This window comes from Mesorhizobium sp. AR02 (assembly GCF_024746835.1).
GTDB lineage: Bacteria > Pseudomonadota > Alphaproteobacteria > Rhizobiales > Rhizobiaceae > Mesorhizobium.
Genome location: NZ_CP080530.1, coordinates 739,504 through 756,242 on the forward strand (window position 1 = coordinate 739,504; position 16,739 = coordinate 756,242).

11 protein-coding genes and 3 pseudogenes are annotated in these 16,739 nt (G+C 60.2%); 6 read left to right on the forward strand and 8 right to left on the reverse strand.

Annotation, left to right across the window (positions count from 1 at the left end):
• Positions 1-318 precede the first annotated feature (318 nt).
• The 3 genes from DBIPINDM_RS03440 (at position 319) to DBIPINDM_RS03445 (ending at position 2,421) form a co-directional block, all read left to right on the forward strand.
• Positions 319-741 carry an IS6 family transposase gene (locus DBIPINDM_RS03440; RefSeq protein ID WP_416361678.1) on the forward strand — a complete coding sequence of 141 codons (423 nt, stop codon included), beginning with the start codon at positions 319-321 and terminating at the stop codon, positions 739-741.
• A gap of 203 nt (positions 742-944) precedes the next feature.
• Positions 945-1,172 carry a hypothetical protein gene (locus tag DBIPINDM_RS43565; RefSeq protein ID WP_416361679.1) on the forward strand — a complete coding sequence of 76 codons (228 nt, stop codon included), beginning with the start codon at positions 945-947 and terminating at the stop codon, positions 1,170-1,172.
• A 271-nt stretch (positions 1,173-1,443) separates the two neighbouring features.
• Entirely contained in the window at positions 1,444-2,421 is a 978-nt protein-coding gene (locus tag DBIPINDM_RS03445; protein WP_258580769.1) for an omptin family outer membrane protease, read from the forward strand.
• A 92-nt stretch (positions 2,422-2,513) separates the two neighbouring features.
• On the opposite strand, the pseudogene tnpC reads toward DBIPINDM_RS03445, so the two are convergent.
• The 5 genes and pseudogenes from tnpC to DBIPINDM_RS03470 all read right to left on the reverse strand — a co-directional run.
• A pseudogene (gene tnpC, locus DBIPINDM_RS03450) lies at positions 2,514-3,164 on the reverse strand (IS66 family transposase); the annotation flags it as partial.
• An 88-nt stretch (positions 3,165-3,252) separates the two neighbouring features.
• A pseudogene (locus DBIPINDM_RS03455) lies at positions 3,253-4,146 on the reverse strand (tyrosine-type recombinase/integrase); the annotation flags it as partial.
• 51 nt (positions 4,147-4,197) lie between these two features.
• Complete coding sequence (locus DBIPINDM_RS03460; protein WP_258580770.1) at positions 4,198-4,914, reverse strand: IS6 family transposase; 717 nt, start codon at positions 4,912-4,914, stop codon at positions 4,198-4,200.
• A gap of 268 nt (positions 4,915-5,182) precedes the next feature.
• Positions 5,183-6,580: an AAA family ATPase gene (locus tag DBIPINDM_RS03465; RefSeq protein WP_258580771.1), complete on the reverse strand. Its 1,398-nt coding sequence runs from the start codon at positions 6,578-6,580 to the stop codon at positions 5,183-5,185.
• A gap of 287 nt (positions 6,581-6,867) precedes the next feature.
• A complete protein-coding gene (locus tag DBIPINDM_RS03470; protein ID WP_416361680.1) occupies positions 6,868-8,499 on the reverse strand; it encodes an IS66 family transposase in 1,632 nt (543 codons plus the stop codon).
• 83 nt (positions 8,500-8,582) lie between these two features.
• Here DBIPINDM_RS03470 and DBIPINDM_RS03475 point away from each other — a divergent pair.
• Positions 8,583-9,674, forward strand: a pseudogene (locus DBIPINDM_RS03475) (IS1595 family transposase).
• 383 nt (positions 9,675-10,057) lie between these two features.
• Here DBIPINDM_RS03475 and DBIPINDM_RS03480 read toward each other — a convergent pair.
• Entirely contained in the window at positions 10,058-11,266 is a 1,209-nt protein-coding gene (locus tag DBIPINDM_RS03480; RefSeq protein WP_258580705.1) for an IS91 family transposase, read from the reverse strand.
• 10 nt (positions 11,267-11,276) lie between these two features.
• Entirely contained in the window at positions 11,277-12,137 is an 861-nt protein-coding gene (locus DBIPINDM_RS03485) for a site-specific integrase (RefSeq protein ID WP_258580706.1), read from the reverse strand.
• A 580-nt stretch (positions 12,138-12,717) separates the two neighbouring features.
• On the opposite strand from DBIPINDM_RS03485, the gene ltrA reads away from it, so the two are divergent.
• Together ltrA and DBIPINDM_RS03495 are read left to right on the forward strand one after the other, a co-directional pair.
• Complete coding sequence (gene ltrA, locus DBIPINDM_RS03490) at positions 12,718-14,100, forward strand: group II intron reverse transcriptase/maturase (RefSeq protein ID WP_318036874.1); 1,383 nt, start codon at positions 12,718-12,720, stop codon at positions 14,098-14,100.
• A 693-nt stretch (positions 14,101-14,793) separates the two neighbouring features.
• A complete protein-coding gene (locus DBIPINDM_RS03495) occupies positions 14,794-15,009 on the forward strand; it encodes a helix-turn-helix domain-containing protein (protein WP_258581214.1) in 216 nt (71 codons plus the stop codon).
• 968 nt (positions 15,010-15,977) lie between these two features.
• Here the strand turns inward: DBIPINDM_RS03495 and DBIPINDM_RS03500 are convergent.
• Entirely contained in the window at positions 15,978-16,367 is a 390-nt protein-coding gene (locus DBIPINDM_RS03500; RefSeq protein ID WP_258580772.1) for a hypothetical protein, read from the reverse strand.
• Between the last annotated feature and the right edge of the window lie 372 nt (positions 16,368-16,739).

Sequence of the window (16,739 nt, forward strand, 5' to 3'; positions counted from 1 at the left end):
ACCGGCAAGCAGACAAGCCATTTTTTCAAGGTGGCGGTTACGAGCCATGCCATGGCGGCAACGCCACAAGGCAACGCCTGCTTTCCCAGCGTCGCGGTCTGGCCCAGGTCGCAGCCGTCGACGCCGCGATAGGTGCACGAAGCAAAAGTTGATTGCTGGTTCCCCATGGGTCACTCCTCTTCAGATTCATTGAGTCAGTAAACTATCTTGCAAATCGCTGTGCAAGTGTCTCTGACCCATATATCCCGCGAGGGGAGGAGGGTGCTCGGTGGTGTCACATTGATTGAGGGGTAAGGAAATTGAGGTAGCAGCGCGCCCATGACCGTGAGTGCACCGACCTACAAGAACCACCGCTATCCGATCGAAATCGTGGCCCGTGCTGTCTGGCTCTACTTCCGCTTCAATCTGAGCCTGCGCGATGTCGAGGAAATGCTGCTCGATCGCGGGATCGTCGTTTCCTACGAGACCATCCGCCGATGGTGCCGAAAGCACGGCCCTGATTATGCGCGCCGCATACGCCGCAAGTCGCCGACGAAAGACGATGTCTGGCATCTGGATGAAGTCGCGGTGCGCATCAACGGTCAGAAGTGCTGGTTGTGGAGAGCGGTTGATCAGGACGGATATGTGCTCGACGAGATTGTCCAGACGCGTCGCAACAGCAAGGCCGCCAAGCGCCTGCTGACGCGACTTCTGAAGAAGCGTAAGCGTGAAGCTCACCCCATCTGGCGCGACATGAGATGATGGGCGAGAGATGATGACACTGAAGGAGCTGAGGAGCTTGCAGTGTCAATTTCTATGTCTGCGCCTATGCCTGATGATAGAAGCTTCCATGTCCTTGAGGCGGTTGCGAACCGGCTGGACGCAAGTCCGCAGCGCCCGCGGCGGCGCTGGTCGGCGGAGCGAAGGCACGGCTGGTTGAAGAGTCTCTGAAGCCGGGTGCGAACGTGTCGGCGATCGCGCGCCAGGCTGAACTGGCGAGCTCGCAGCTGTTCGGCTGGCGGCGCGAGGCGATCAAGAGCGCTGCGGTCAGGCCGCAGCTGGATACGGCTCGGCTTTGTCGAAGTCACGCCGACAGCATCTGCGTCGGTGGAGATCGAGCTGGGTGGCGTGGTCATTCGCGCCGCTGCCGATATCGACGACGCCAATACAATTCCCAGCCACGGCCTGCTTAGGGGGTGAGTCGACCGAGGGCGGGCGAACTTCCACAACGGGTTGCGAGCCGAAATTTAACCACGCCGTTCGCCCTAAAACTGATCCAGATCAAGGCAGCGCACCAGACAAAGGGCAATGACCAAAGCCGTCCTGGACATCGCATCGGAGTCCAACGTCTTTGCACCAATGCCCAGGAATGGTCGACGCGACAAACAACGCCTGCGAACGGGCGCTGAGAGCCGCCGGCGTTCAACGGAAGATCACCAACGGCTATCCCGAGGAGGCTGCCCCATGAATCGCTGCATATCATCATTTGCAATTCTTGCTTTCGGCACGTTCTGCACGTGGTCGACCATCACCATGGCGGCGCATTCGACCATCTATTCAGCGCCCGACAAGAGCGCCGTGTTTCTTGGTGGCATTGGCTACACGTGGCTCAAGGCCAACGAGCTTGTCTACGACGGGGGCAATCGTATCAGCAAATTGATCTGGCAAACCAACGCGCCGGTTCTGACGGCCGGCTTCAAGGCTGACGTCATGAACCGCTGGACCTTTTCAGCCAACGCCCTGGTAGGCTTCTCTGGCAACAGCCACATGGTAGACTATGATTGGGTTGCACCATATTCCGTTGATGACGATGATTGGGTTGCACCGAGCTTTGCTGCTGCCGATTGGTGGCATCAGTCGATCCACCCCGACACTCACCTTGACCGCTACATCAGCCTAGACATGGCAGTAGGCCGAGACGTCGTGATCAACGATGCCACGGCCATCAACCTGCATGGCGGCTTCAAGTACACCAACGTGATGTGGAGCGCCTATGGCGGTTCGTTCGTCCATAGTGAGATACGCTTCCGCGACACTCGCGGCAAGTTCCAGGACGGCGAACTTGGCATCAGTTACGAACAGCGCTATCCGGGCGTTTTCCTTGGTGCGGAATCGATCACGAAATTCGGCAATTTGACGCTCTCGGGTCTGCTCCGCGGCGGCCTTACCATCGACGCAAACGATATTGACCATCACTGGACGGGCAAGCCTCGGCTGTTTGAAGATGCCTTCGGTGTCATCCCCTTTATCTCGGTCGGCGCCAAGGCCGATTTTCAAATGACCGAACGCGCCAGCCTCTTCCTAGCCGGCAATTTCGATAAGTACTTCCGCCAGAAAGGCGATACCACAATGTGGGGCGCCAAAAGTGCGATCTTCAAGGATGGCGCTGGCATGGAGTTCTATGCCTTCACCGTGTCCGCCGGCTTCAAGCTGACGTTTTGAGCGCAGTCATGTCTGGCGCCGAGCACGTAAGACGATGCGTGGAATAAGGACGCACAATGTATCTGCGCGCAATCCATTTCAATCGTAAGCGGTCAGCCGATAACGTCAGGCCTAAAGTTCCAAGGCATGAGCATTTCGATCTCGGATGCCGGCCAGCCTTGAGCGATGCGGGTCAAGGTCTGCGAGAGCCAGTCGAGCGGATCGACGCTGTTCATTTTGCAGGTTTGCAGCAAGGTGGCTACCGTCGCCCAGGTTCGTCCACCGCCTTGGCTGCCGGCGAATAGACTATTCTTTCGCGTGATTGTCTGGGCCCTGATTGCACGCTCGACGATATTGGAGTCGATTTCGATGCGACCGTCCATCAGAAAGCGTTCCAGCGCCTCCCGCCGGGTGAGCGCGTAGCGGATCGCCTCGGCGGTCTTGGATTTTCCGGAGACCTTGCCCAGTTCCGCTTCCCATAGATCGAAGAGGCTCGCGACAATGGCCACGGACTTTTCCTGACGCAGCGCGGCGCGGCTTCCGGCATCCTTGCCGCGAACCTCGTCCTCGAGCTTCCACAATTCGGTCATGGCGATGATCGTTACCGTCGCGGCCTGCGAGACCCCGCTGATGTGCAGGTCGTAGAATTTGCGCCGCAGGTGAGCCCAGCACCCGGCGAGCCGGATTGTTTCATTGCTGCCGGCTTTGGCCCGTGCCTTGACCAGGTTGGTATAGGCCGAGTAGCCATCCACTTGCAGGATACCGCTTAATCGCAAGGTGGCCGTAATGTGAAGGAACATCGGCCGGATCCGGGATTGATGCTGTTTCTGATCGACGGTCCTTCGCATTATTTCAGAGCGTGTCGAGCCAGGCGAGCAAGCTCGTATCCCGCTTCCATGACGGGGGATGCCGTGCCGGTTCCGGAACGCTGACCTGTTCCAGCGCCTTTCGCTTCGTTTCCAGATTGGCCCTGGCGTAGTGATTGGTGGTGTCGAGGCTCACATGACCAAGCCAACTGCGGATGACGGTAATGTCGACGCCCGCCGAGACGAGGTGGACAGCGGTGGCGTGCCGGAAGCTGTGGGGCGTCACATGCTTAATCCGTAACGTTGGCGAGGTTTCGGCCGCCGCCTTCACATAGGCCGCAAGCTTGAACCGAACGCCGGATGCGCTGAGCGGCGCGCCATACCGATTGACGAACAGCCGCTGGTCCGATGTACGCGGCTGTCGCTCCAGCAGCCTTTTTAGCAACAGCACGGTTTCCGGCCAGAGTGGGCAGATCCGTTCCTTGCGGCCCTTGCCGGTAAGGCGAACGCAACTTGGGCTATCGAACCGGATCGCCTTGGGACACAGCTCGAGAGCCTCCTGTATCCGTGCCCCGCTGTTGTAGAGGAACGAGAGCAGCGCGTGATCACGCATGCCTTCGAGCGTGGAGCGGTCTGGCTGGGCAAGGATCGCTGCCACCTCCGCCGGGTCCAGATAACAGGGTTCTGATATCGGCGCCCGCTTGACCGGAATGTGAAGGATTTCCACGCACTGAGCGATCGATGCGGGATCCTTGGTCGCGACGAAGTTGAAGAAGCTGCGGATCGCGGCAAGCCTGCAGTTGCGCGTGCCGATCGTGCTGCCGCGATCGTGCTCGGTGTGAGCGAGGAAGGCAGCCACCTCACCGGCAGTCAGATCGGCCAGCGTGATCACCGCCACCTTCTTTTCCGCGCGTTTTGCGACGAACCGCAGGAACAGTCGGCACCGTAAACTTAACGCTGTGAAAACAAGATCTGGGAGTGAGGCTTTGGTTCATTCGGCGTGAAGGCGGGCGATTTGGCGCCATGCTTGCATGGCAGTTGCTCGCAGTTCTCGATGGTGGGTGGATGGAATATCGTGGCGGGGAACGTTAAAGAGGTTGGCGATCGGGTCGTGGACGGAAACGAAACGCTGAAGATGTCGCGCTGACTTGAAGCGCTTCATGACCCTCTCCCGCCGTCGGACGGGTTGATGAGAGTTCTCCGCCCGATTGTTCAGGCCCTTGTGCGAGCGATGCTCGACGCCTGGCATGATCTCCCGCTTCGCCGCACCGTAGGATCGAAGCTTGTCGGTGATCATCACACGCGGCGAACGGCCTTGCCCTTTCAGAAGCTTTCGCATCAAGCGCTTTGCCGCCTTGGCATTGCGACGGCTTTGCACCAACACGTCGAGAACAAACCCGTCCTGATCAACGGCGCGCCAAAGCCAGTGTTTCTTTCCACCGATGGTGATGACAACCTCATCGAGATGCCATTTGTCGCCGAGCTTGCCGGCCGATCGCTTCCGGATATCATTGGCAAAGTGTCTGCCAAATTTCTCAGCCCAAAGTCGCACGGTCTGGTGAGAGACGATGACGCCACGAGCTGCCAGCATATCCTCGACCATCCGCAGGCCGAGCGGAAACCGGAAATAGAGCCAAACGGCATGGGCAATCACCTGCGCCGGAAATCGGTGGCGACGATAAAGAGGATCACGGGAAAATCTGGTCATGCCGCCATCCCACATTTTGATCGATGCCCGGTTAACGTTACGGTGCCCTCAGAGGTCCTCTTATGCATCTTCAATTGAAATCTCCTTCTCCAGCTCCGGCATGCGATCATGCAGACGAAATTCCGCACTGCGTTGGAGGCGAACCGGGCGGATACTGAGATGTGGCGGAACATCGCGTGGAAGCAGAGCGCCGAAACGCGCCCGCTTCCTCGGCTTCTCATACCGGCAAGGAAGGTGCCAGCATAACGCGTTGGACGCCTTGCAAGCGTCAGCAATCGCAATCGTCTTCATCGTCTTCCTCGACGATGTGTCTCCTTACCGTTTCCTCATCCCTCTTGAGGGGGTTGAGTACTGCTTCAGCGTCGGCGAAGACCACCTTCACATCCTCGCGTGAGACACTGAGGCTGCCGCCTCGCGCAACGCTTCGTTGCGTGAGACGGCGCACCATCTCCTTGACATAAGCCGCGCTGCCGCCCCTTGAACGGGCTACGGCTTCGGCCAAAGCTTCGCCCTGGAAGTTCAGCGCATGACCGTACTGCTCGATCAACCGCTCGCGGCAACCGTCATCAGGGAGAGGAATCTCGAGGGCCACATCTACGCGGCCCGAGCGCGAGGCGAGCGCCCCCTCGAGGGAGTTCAGCCGATTCGTGGTCATGATGATGAGGATGTCTGAATCTACGCCAAGTCCATCCAACTCGTTCAACAGACGGTTCAGGCGGGTTTCTGCCATTTGACCAGAAATATCTTCGCGCGAACGGCCAACCAGATCCACATCCTCAATCACCATGATGCATGGCTGCAGGACGCGAGCCAGCGCGAAGTATTCCTCCATATCCAGCATCTGCTCAGCCGTGACCAGAACTGTGGTGTGCTCGGGCAGGTTGGCAGCAATATAGTGGACGACATGGGTCTTGCCGGTGCCAGGATGTCCGTGGAGAAGAATACCCTTGCGCCCCGATTGGCCGAGGCGCTTCAACTCCTCCCGGCATTTAACAAAATCGAAGATGTGCGTATCGAGCTGGGCCATAGTCGCCTTGGAAAGCACTACGTCGTTCCGGCTTACAGCAGGAAGCTTGTGCACCCGCATTGTTTCCTGCGTGCCCCCAAACCCTCCACTGGACTCAAAAGATACAGCCTTGTTGCGATAATATCTGGAGCTCTTGCCCTGGGCCTCAATTGTGCGCAGAAAGTGCTTAGCGAAGGCATGACCCAGCTCATTAGGCATATGACCTATTTCGACCTGGACCATTGGCCCATGGCAGGTAAGCAACTTCGACAGCATGATTGCTGCAGGCGTGCCGTCGTCGATCGTTATCAGCCAAATACCGTTGTTAATCGAAGGATATGGCTCATCTTCGCCAATGTCGATGTCCTGACGCTGCACGGGCGCCAGCCGCACGACGTGTTCTCCCTCGGAAGTGGTCAAGTCTGACAGCTTCATCGGCAAAAACTCGTACATTTGGTGGAAGCCCAAGAGCTCAGGGGACCGAGGTGCGATTAGGTCCTCAATAAGGGATTGAAGATCCGGCAGGAGATGTGCGTTAAACTTCCAGCGTGAGCTCACGAGAGCCGTCAAATCATCGGTGTTGAAATGGCGACGAAGTTTCTGCCACACAAAGCGTTCGGCTTCAGTGCGTTCGGCTTCAGTGCGTTCGGGTTCAGGCATGACGATGTTCCTTTGAATGTGAAGTTGAGTGGAAGGCCTGGGTCTGTAGATACCTCATATGGTGTCTAAGACAAGAGGAGCAGGGTATATTTAATAATATATCTGCTTATTTTATGTCAAAGACGTTATGACATTGATATTTAGCTACCAAGAATTGGAGATATATACAAAAATATATTTGAAAATATATTTTTGTATATTTTTCAACTGGTGGATTTGACGTGATACATGCCGGGAACCGCGGCGACTTCACGCTAGTCCCGTAACCGGGGCAGATTACCGGGCAGTCAGGCTTGAGCGGCTTGCCTAACGAGATCCGGGAGCGGCGGAATCGACTCTTGTGTTGGTATGCCGAGGCGGTCGCCGAGATAGCGGAAGAATGAGACGTCGAGCTTGATGTAGGTCTTCATCAGGCCGAGCAGGACGTCGCGGGCGTTCTTGCCTGCCTCACTGACGGTTCCGCCGGAGATCTTGCGCTTGGTGACGAAGGTGCGGATGTCGTTTTCCGAACCATTGGTGTGGAGTGGGATCTCGGGACGATCGAGAACGCGCAGGAGTTCATGCTTGCGGCGATGCAGCCTGGCAAGAAGCCGGTCGAGCATGACGTAGCCGGTTCGTCGTTTGAACAGGCGCTCGAAGCGGGCGCGCAGGGCCGCCGCGTGGCGCGGACAAGGAGCACGCTGGTAGCTCTTGAGGTCGCGATAGAACCACCAGATCAACTGGCGCATGATGTCGACGGCCTGACGTTGATCCGGGGTCACGGGTATCAATTTGTGGACGAGCCGCTCGGCGTGGACCCAGCACAGAGCATGGTCGCCGATGCGGAACTGGCCGGCATCATCGGATACGACGACGGTATCGGCGAGAAAGCCGTGGTGGCGGATCGCTCCCCACATCGCCCCTTCGGTGGCGATCCTGACTGGGTTGGGCTCAACCGCGAGCTGGTCGAGGCCGAGTGCGGCCAGATGCGCCTGCCATGCGGCGCTGTCGGCAAATGCCTTGTGCGGCGCAGCCGCCAGCCGCGCGATCACCGGACCGGCGAGGTTGCGGCCGCGCATATAGGCCAGGGCCTCTTCATTGATGAAGTAATCGCTGTGCCCGGCACGCAGCGTCGCCAGGAACGCCTCCCGTGACTTCGATCGCCCGGTGCGGAACGCGGTGAAGCGGCGATCGCCGATCTGGGTGGTGTAGCCGTCCTGGTGGGCGTGGCGCGCCGACGTATCATCGACGGTGATCCAGGGCGCCGTAGCCAGCCCGGCGCGCAGCACGTCACGGTCCTCCGCCGCGAAGGCCTCCAGGCCCTCCGAAATCAGCCGCACCACCTGGCGCTTCGAAATGTCGACCCCGATCCCGGTCAACAACGCCGTCAACCGCTCCGTCGTCACCTGGCCTTGAATGTGACAGGCCAGAATGAAGCGGCGCAGGTTCGCGCCCCAGCCGCCGATGATCCCCGCCGGCAAGGGCGCCACCATCGTTTCGCCGGTCGGTGTCACCCAGCGCTCGCGGCGATAGCGCACCACCTCGGCCGACAACGCCAGATCGCGCACCAGGATCGTCTCATACCCCTTGAAGCGAGAGCCCGCAGGAGCGCTCACCGCAACCGTCACCTCGCGGCTCACGCGACCGCCGTCGCGCTTGGCGCCGCGCCGGCGGCGCTTGCCCTTGCCAGATGTCGGCTGCGTCGCCTTCTCCATGCCCGATGGCTTGGTCGGCTTGACCGGGGGACGCGGCGGCAGGTCCTTCAGCCGGGCGATCTCATCCTTCAGGGTCTGGTTCTCGGCGCGTAGCGCCTGGTTCTCGATCTCAAGGCTCTCGACCCGGCCTTGAAGACCGCGCACTTCGCCGATCAGCGCAGAAACCAGCCCGCGGAGTTCCGCAAGCGACAAGCCTTCAAGCGAATCAGTCGGTGGTAGCGTCACGGCCCTTATCAACCAAAGACCGCAATATCCTTGTGACCTATGGCCTTTCATGCGATTCTTCGGGCTGGTCTAAGGAGGTGAGAATGCCTGAAATACTTGCAGCGCTTTCCAACATTCGGACTGTTGAAGAAATGATCGCGGCCTTCCGGGATGAGCAGCATTGCCGTCGGTTGCTGGAAAGCATGGTGTGGCCGGATGGCCGGATCTGCCCCGCCTGCGGATACAAACGCTCGATTGCGCTTGGCGGTCGCGATACCGGCAAGCGTCGCGCCCGACCGGGTCTTTATCAATGTTCCAGCGGCGATTGCCGGTTCCAGTTCACGGTGACGACACACACGCCTCTGCACTCCACGAAGCTTCCCTTGCGTGTTTGGCTGAAGGCAATGTGGCTGTTACTGCAATCCGACAAGGGTTTGTCGTCGGTGCGCCTGGCCGAGGCGCTCGGGGTGAGCCAGCCAACGGCCTGGCGGATGGGACATGCACTGCGTCTCATGGTGGCGGGAGAACATGCTCGCCGGCACGGTGGAGATCGACCATTTCCATCTCGGTGGAAGGCCCAGAAAGAATCCCGACGACCCGCCTCCGGGCCGCGGCCGGAAAGGCCAGGCGAATACGGACAAAACGCCAGTCATGGCAATGGTGCGGCGCCCGAGTGACGTCATGCCTGGCACTCTGGCCGGTGACGCGCGTGCCGCGGTCGTGACCAGTCTCTCGGCGCGAGCAAGCGAACGCGTCATTGAAGCGCAGATCGAATTGGGAGCTCATTTGATGAGCGACGAGTGGAAGGCATTCATGGCCATTGGTAGAGCTTTGCCAAGCATGAGACAGTGAAGCATTCCAGCGGTGAGTATGTGCGCGACGCCGTCCACGTCAATTCGGTGGAGGGCTTCAACTCCCGCGTCCGCCGTACCATCGCCGGCGTTTTTCATCATATCAGCCCGCAGCATGCCGACCTGTATTTCCACGAGATCGGCTTCCGATGGTCGCAGCGCGTCGTCACAGGAAACGTCATTCGCAAAACCCGGCATGGCCGGGAGAGCGTGCGAACCTTGTGGTCGCGCGTGCCGCCTGCGCTGCAATTGACGAATGTTTTTCGCACCGCCACGGGTCGTCAGATGCGCCGAAGCCCGCATGGCGGCATCATCATCAAATCAGCCGCAGCTGTCTTTGGTTGATAAAGGCCGCGTCACGCAAAGGGTGAATCTGGAGGGTTCTGTGTGGTCGCGGGCGCGATTGGGCGGGCACGCATGGGTCGCGACTACATTGAAGCCTGATTGAACTGAACCGCGGGATGGCGGGCGGGGCTATGGGGATTTAGGGGTCGACAGTGTGTCCGAGGCGCCGGAGCGGGCTCGCCGATCGCTCTGGGGCAGTCGCCCGTCGTCGCGATGCAGGACCATCTGCGACGCGAGAGACGGCGCCATTGGGTCGTTGACGCTGAGGTGCAGCGTTGCTGGCGATAGCCAGGCTGCGACTTTGACTAGCGGCGCGCAAAGGCCCGGCGGCGACTGTAGCAGACGCCGGGATGGACGGTGCGAGCGTGTCGGTGCGCGGCGTGTCATGAGGTGTCTGGCCAGGTCTGGGCCTTGCGCGGGATCGGGCCGAGCGAGGCCATGGCGCCGCCGCAGCCCGGACAGATGTCCAGGGAGCGCCCTGTGAGACAGCGGTAACGCTGGCGATAGTCGGCGGTCGGGTCCGGCGTCGGCGGCGTGGGCGCCGCCAGAAGAAGACGGCACTGGGCGAGCTTGGCGACGCGGTGGCCGTTGGCGAAGAGGCCGTAGTGGCGGATGCGATGGAATCCGTCTGGAAGAGCGTGCAGCAGGAAGCGCCGGATGAACTCGTCGGCGCTTAAGGTCATGAGCTTGTGCTTGGACTTGTCGTGGTGGCGATAGTCCTTCCAGCGGAAGCTGACCTTTCCCTGGTCCAGGCTCACGAGGCGGCTGTTGGCGATGGCGACGCGATGGGTGTAGCGGCCCAGATAGGCGAGGACCTGTTCGGGACCGCCGAACGGGGGCTTGGCGTAGACGACCCATTCGATCCGCTTCAGTCCAGCCAGTTGGGCGCAGAAAGTGGCAGGGTCGGCCAGGCTGGCGAGATCGCTGAAGAAGCGAAGCTGGCCGGCGTCGAAGGCGTCCTGCAGGTGCTCCAGGAATAGCCGCCTGAACAGGCGCGACAGAACCCGCACGGGCAGGAAAAATCCCGGCCGGCAGGCGATCCATCGCCGGTCCCCGGCCGTCGCCGGGGCAGGCTCGAGCGACAGGCCGCCGCCCGGCACGACGCAGTGGACATGCGGATGATGGTGGAGATTTTGACCCCAAGTATGAAGCACGGCGACCACGCCGATCTCGGCGCCCAGATGCCTGGGATCGGCCGCCGCCGCCCTCAAGGCTTCGGATGCGGCCTTGAACAGGATCGCATAGACCGCCGCCTTGTTCTGGAAGGCGATCTCAGCGATCTGGGCCGGGACGGTGAAGACCACGTGGAAGTATGGGACCGGCAGCAGCTCAGCCTGCCGCTCGGCCAGCCACTGGGCGCGGGCTAGGCCCTGGCACTTAGGGCAGTGGCGGTTGCGGCAGGAGTTATAGGCTTGCCGCACGAGGCCGCAGTCGGTGCAGTGTTCGGCGTGACCACCCAGGGCCGCGGTCCGGCACGCCTCCACCGCGGCCATGACCCGGCGCTCGACACGCCCGAGATGGCCGGCATGGTCGCGGCGATAATCATCCCCGTGACGGTGGAATACATCCGCCACTTCCAGATCCGGGCGCATGGCGCGCGGCTCAGCCGGGCGGCGTGATCTCCATGTGGAGTTGGTCAAAAGGACTGGCGGTCCGGCCGATCACTGCCGTTGAGACCTGGGCGTACAGTGTCGTCGTCGCCAGGCTGCGATGGCCCAGCAGCACCTGAATGATCCTTATGTCCGTGCCGGCTTCCAAAAGGTGGGTGGCGAAGCTGTGACGAAGGGTGTGCACCGTCACCCGCTTCTCAACGCCCAGGAACTCGCAGGCTGCTCGACAGGCGATCCCCAAGGTCTGCGGGTGGATCGGGCCGCGGCCATCGCGCCGGGGAAACAGCCATCGCCCCGGCTTGGTCAACCGCCAATAGACGCGCAAAATCTCCAGCAGCTGCGGCGACAGCATCACATAGCGGTCCTTGCCGCCCTTGCCCTGCTCGATGCGAATGACCATCCGGCTGCTATCGATGTCGCTCACCCGCAGACACGCCGCCTCCGCGGCGCGTAAGCCCGCCGCATAGGTGGTCATCAGAGCGACCCGGTTCCTCGTCCCCTTCACGGCCTGCAGAAAGCCGACCACCTCATCGGCGCTCAGCACGACCGGCAACTTGCGCGGCGTCCGGGCGTAAGCGATCCGCTCAGGCAGATCAGATCGACCCAGCGTCACGCCGTAGAAGAAACGCAAGGCGCAAACGGTCTGGTTCAACGCGCCCCACGAGACCCTTCGGCCCACCAAGTGGGCCTGATAGGCGCGCACCTCTTCGTATCCCAATTGATCGGGTGATCGTCCAAAAAATCGACTGAACTTCGCCACGTGATGCACGTAGGATCGCTGGGTCTCCGGTGACAAATTGCGGATCGTCAGATCTTCAATCATCCGCTGACGCAGAGGGCTTATCTGGGCCATCTGGGGTTCTCCTGTCTGGAAGGTTGGCTCGACACCAAATCTTCTCAGACAGGGGCCTCCTCAGGCCAGACCCGCGCGTCAGCTACCGCGGCAGCGGTTTAGTTGTGTGCCCAGCATGTTCAACCGCTTGGGGGTGAGAGTCCCTTAGCCAACCTGATGGAGGTGAAGGCTTAGCAAAGCGCAAGGGCATTACCGCGAGGTGGTGTCTGAAGGAAGCGTGGAGCAAAACCGCGACCTGACGAACAGAAACCGGATATGAGGCATCCCTGGCTGGACGAGCGGGCAACGTGTCGCGAAGTCCATATCCATCAAGGGGCAGGGCTGTAGATCCGGCAGGTGCGCGGGGAAGGCGATTGAACTTACCTGGGGAGGCCTGCGTCATGTTCCGACTTCGGAACTGAGGGAACCGCAAGGTGACCTGACCGTGATGCAGGAGTCAGCAGAGGGCATAGTAGGTGATGCTGTCGGTAAGGCTAGTGAGGCACTCCAAGGCCGAAAGGCGGAGCAAATGGATAGGCCGAGCCGGAAACGATGATCGAAGGCCCGAACGACTGGAAGTGGCAAGTAGGACTGGCAACTCATGAGTGGAAAGCGGCAGAAGACCCAGTGTTCACTGGCCCTGGCACCGAGGGATCGGGGTGAAGCCCCTGTCAACGGTTACCAAGGGGCCGAACCACTCGTGGCGAAGTCGGCACCCGAAAGCCCGGTTTGGACAGAACAGCTAATGGAGACGGTATGTAGCCGAGAGAATCTGGAAACAGCGTGGAAACGCGTTCGAAGCAACAAGGGTAGCCCAGGCGTGGATGGGATGACCATCGACGATGCCAAGGGCTACCTGCGTGAGCACTGGCCAAGCATCCGGTCTCGATTGCTTGAGGGAACCTATCAGCCGCAGCCGGTCAAGCGGGTCGAAATCCCCAAGCCGGACGGCGGGGTCAGAAAACTCGGCGTACCTTGCGTCGTCGACAGACTGATCCAGCAAGCCATGCTGCAGGTCCTCCAAGAGCAGTGGGACCCGACGTTCTCGGAGCACAGCTACGGCTTCCGCCCGGGACGCTCCGCCCATCAGGCAGTAGCCCAAGCGCAATGCTACATTGCCGAGGGTTACAGCTACGTGGTTGACCTCGACCTCGAAAGATTTTTCGACCGGGTTAATCACGATAGCCTGATGGCGCGCGTTGCCGCCAGGGTGTCCGATAAGCGTGCGCTCAAACTCATCCGTGCATTCCTCAATGCGGGGGTGATGGAGGACGGCCTGGTCCGTCCGGTGGACGAGGGGACCCCGCAAGGCGGCCCGCTCTCGCCCCTCCTAAGCAACCTCCTGCTCGACGATCTCGACAAGGAACTGACCCAACGTGGCCACCGTTTTTGCCGCTACGCCGACGACTGCAACATCTATGTTCGCAGCCGCCGCGCTGGCGAACGGGTCATGGCTTCCGTCAGCCGGTTCCTGACCAAGAAGCTGCGGCTGAAGGTCAACGAGGAAAAGAGCGCTGTGGCGCGACCGGAGGTGCGGAAGTTCCTGGGGTTCAGCATCTCGAATGACGGGAGCGAGCGGCGCATCGCGCCGAAGGCCCTCGACAAATTCAAGACGCTGATCCGGGACATGACACGCAGGACACGGGGGATCAGTCTGCCGCAGTTGATCAAAGAGCTGAAGCCATACCTCATCGGATGGCGCGGTTACTTCGGCTTCTGCCAGACCCCACGGGTGCTTACGAACTTGGAAGCGTGGATCCGCCGAAGACTACGCATGTATCTCTGGCGGCAATGGGGGAACGGGCACAACCGCTTCAAGGAACTGCGCCATCGTGGCGTCCCAAAGTTCAGTGCTGCGGCTGCCGCCGGTTCGCCGACGGAATTCTGGCGCATGTCAGGACACCCGGCGGTCCAACAGGCCCTGCGCAACCATTACTTCGAGTCTCTCGGCCTCCCTCGACTCCATGTCTCTGCCCAAGCTTAATCCGATCGAACCGCCGTGGTACGGACCCGTATGCCCGGTGGTGTGGGAGGGGTGGCGTCGCGAGGCGTCCCCCTATCCCGATCAATCACGAACGCACGCGCCTGCAAACCCCCACCGCCCGGTAATCTGCCCCGGTTACGACGTCAGCATAGAAGCCCGCGGCCCTTTCGGCTGTATCCTCGGCCGCCCCATCCTTTCAGTCTGCTAATAAGCATCGGCGGCTTAAAAAATTTGGTTAACAGCGCTAATCGATGTGTGGTTCAAACATAGCGCGTTTTTCGCTGCATCGGCGGCGGACATTGGTCGAAGGTATCAGCGTCCGCTAGGCTGGGTGGACGGTGCTGGAGGCGGAGGCAGGGGGAGTTCGAGTTGCTGTTCAAGAATGCCATCGGCGAGGATGAGTCGCGTGGAATCGCAGGACGAATGCGGTACAGTTGATCGGGCCATCTCAGGGCAGGCAGGTTCTTGAAACTTGATCAGAAGCAGGTGAGTCGCCATATTCCGACCTGGCTGTCCATTTCAGGTGGCCCATTTTATGGATGACGCCGGTCCGGCCGAATCGACGTCCATTTTTTTTGATTTGCTGGGTGCGCGCCAGGTCCGGGAGGAAATCTCCCGATTTATCAGGCGCTCCTTATCTTCTTGGAGGTGTCTATGAAGGATTCGCGCAGTCCCGAGCCAGTCTTGACGGCTATGTCGCAGGGGACCCACATCATCCGCGCTTATCGTGAGCACCTTGGATATTCGATCGAGGACCTCGCAGTGGCGTGCGGGCTTGCCGCTGAGGAAATCCAAAACATCGAGTCGGGTCTGAGGTTCAACAAGGGCTATCGGGATCGGATAGCGAGATCGCTGTCCATACCTGTGGGAATTCTTGAGGCAGAGTCGGACATATCGGACGCCGCGTGATGTCGCATAATCTGCAAATGAGTGGCGCAGTACCGCCAAGAGAATTCTCGTCCAACTGTCCGAGTCAGGAATTGCACAAGGGTTCGCCGAATATGAAGTTGGAACGCTTCTTCATACTGTCTTAGGCGATATCGCCGCCCGGAGTGCTGCGACATGTGCACGAGAGCATCGGCTCGTGACGAAGGTTTGCCAACGGCGAACTCATGCTGGTCGGCAACGCGATACTGGCTGGAGCATCAGGTTGGCCGACGCCAGAAGGCATTCGCGTCTCCCCGTTCTTCGTTTCCAGGACCCGGGCGCTCTTGACGTTCGACTATCAGTCGCAAATTACACATCACAAGGAGCGATGCCCGCTGTGCTCTTGTCAGAGCGGCGAGATGTCGGCCGTGTCGGCCGATCCTGCCCAACTTGGTGGGCCGCTCTCGCACCCAGACACTGCCGGGTTGACTATGGGTGTCGGAACCGCGAAAAGGGGCCGCTCTTCATGAGTGGCGTGCGCCGGCAGTCTAAACCCCAAGCCCCCCGCCCAGGCTGCCGGTGCGCTTCTAAGGAACGTCGACATAGGACACAACGTTTCCTTGTCCGACTTACGCCTCGATCAGATCCCGAGCTGCCAGCCAGTGTTCGACCGTCGCTTCCGCCTCTGCCTGGCGCCCGAGGCGCTTCCTCCAGCGAGGAGAGCCGATCACCATGGGGTGCCGCCAGTTCTGGCGCTCACCCACGTGCCATTTGCGATCTCGTGTCGGTGAGAGCACCGGAAGCACCTCCCTGCTTGAAAAGGGCAGGGCAGCTTGCGTCGCCCCTGTTGTTACTATTCTTCGCTGTGGTCGGTGTCGTCCTTGGCTTCGGAATCGGGACATTCGACTTTGCAAATAGGCCGCCGGAGCCGTTTTCGAGCACGACAATCATGCCTGCAGTGCCGGCAACGATGCCGCATGCAAAAATCCACAGATGGTTCTAGCCAAATGCTAGCTGCCCAGCATATGTCCGGCATTTCGCAAGGCGCCTAGGAAGAGACTGGCATGGCCGTTGGCATCGATCTTGGCCTGCATCGACAAAGGCATGCTGTTCCAGTTTTCCAATGGCGCAATGAAATGTGAGAAAGTACCATTGACGATGCAATGGTGGGTAACAAGGCCCTGTCTGTCCAACGCCAGCACACCGGTGTGGTCGCCCTGATATCGGATGGCTGCGACCCGCTGGACCTCCGCGTCACCGTCGACGCGCACGTCGAAAAGCAGGATACCGCGGCTCCTGGTGGCTATCTCCGCGGCCTTTTCCGCGAAGCTTAAGGAGAGAGAGCGGACGCTTTCGACCGCCATCTGGAAAACCATCAAATCCAGTTCATCCACTGCCATAAGGTAACTGCACGTAACACAGGGGTCATTGCAATCGACGCACACGGCTTGTTCACAGATGTCGGCTCACGACCGATCATTTAGTTTGGGTTTGCCGGTCGGCCACTGACCGAGGGCGTGCTCCGGTTCGAACCGATCCTGAAGCGGAATGCGCGGGATCTACGGAACCCGAAGAGCCGGCCAGCCAAGTTGCCGCGACAATTGATGTCGATCATTCCAGACATCTGCATTTCGGCGCGGCTGCGAAAAAATGCCACCTGGTAAATCCGTTCTTTGCGGCAAGCCCATCCTCGGGCCGTCTTGTACATGAAACCCTCGCGCGGCGTCCCTCGGAGCTCGGCACCGCCGGGCGCTTGATCGAAGCGTCGAGAA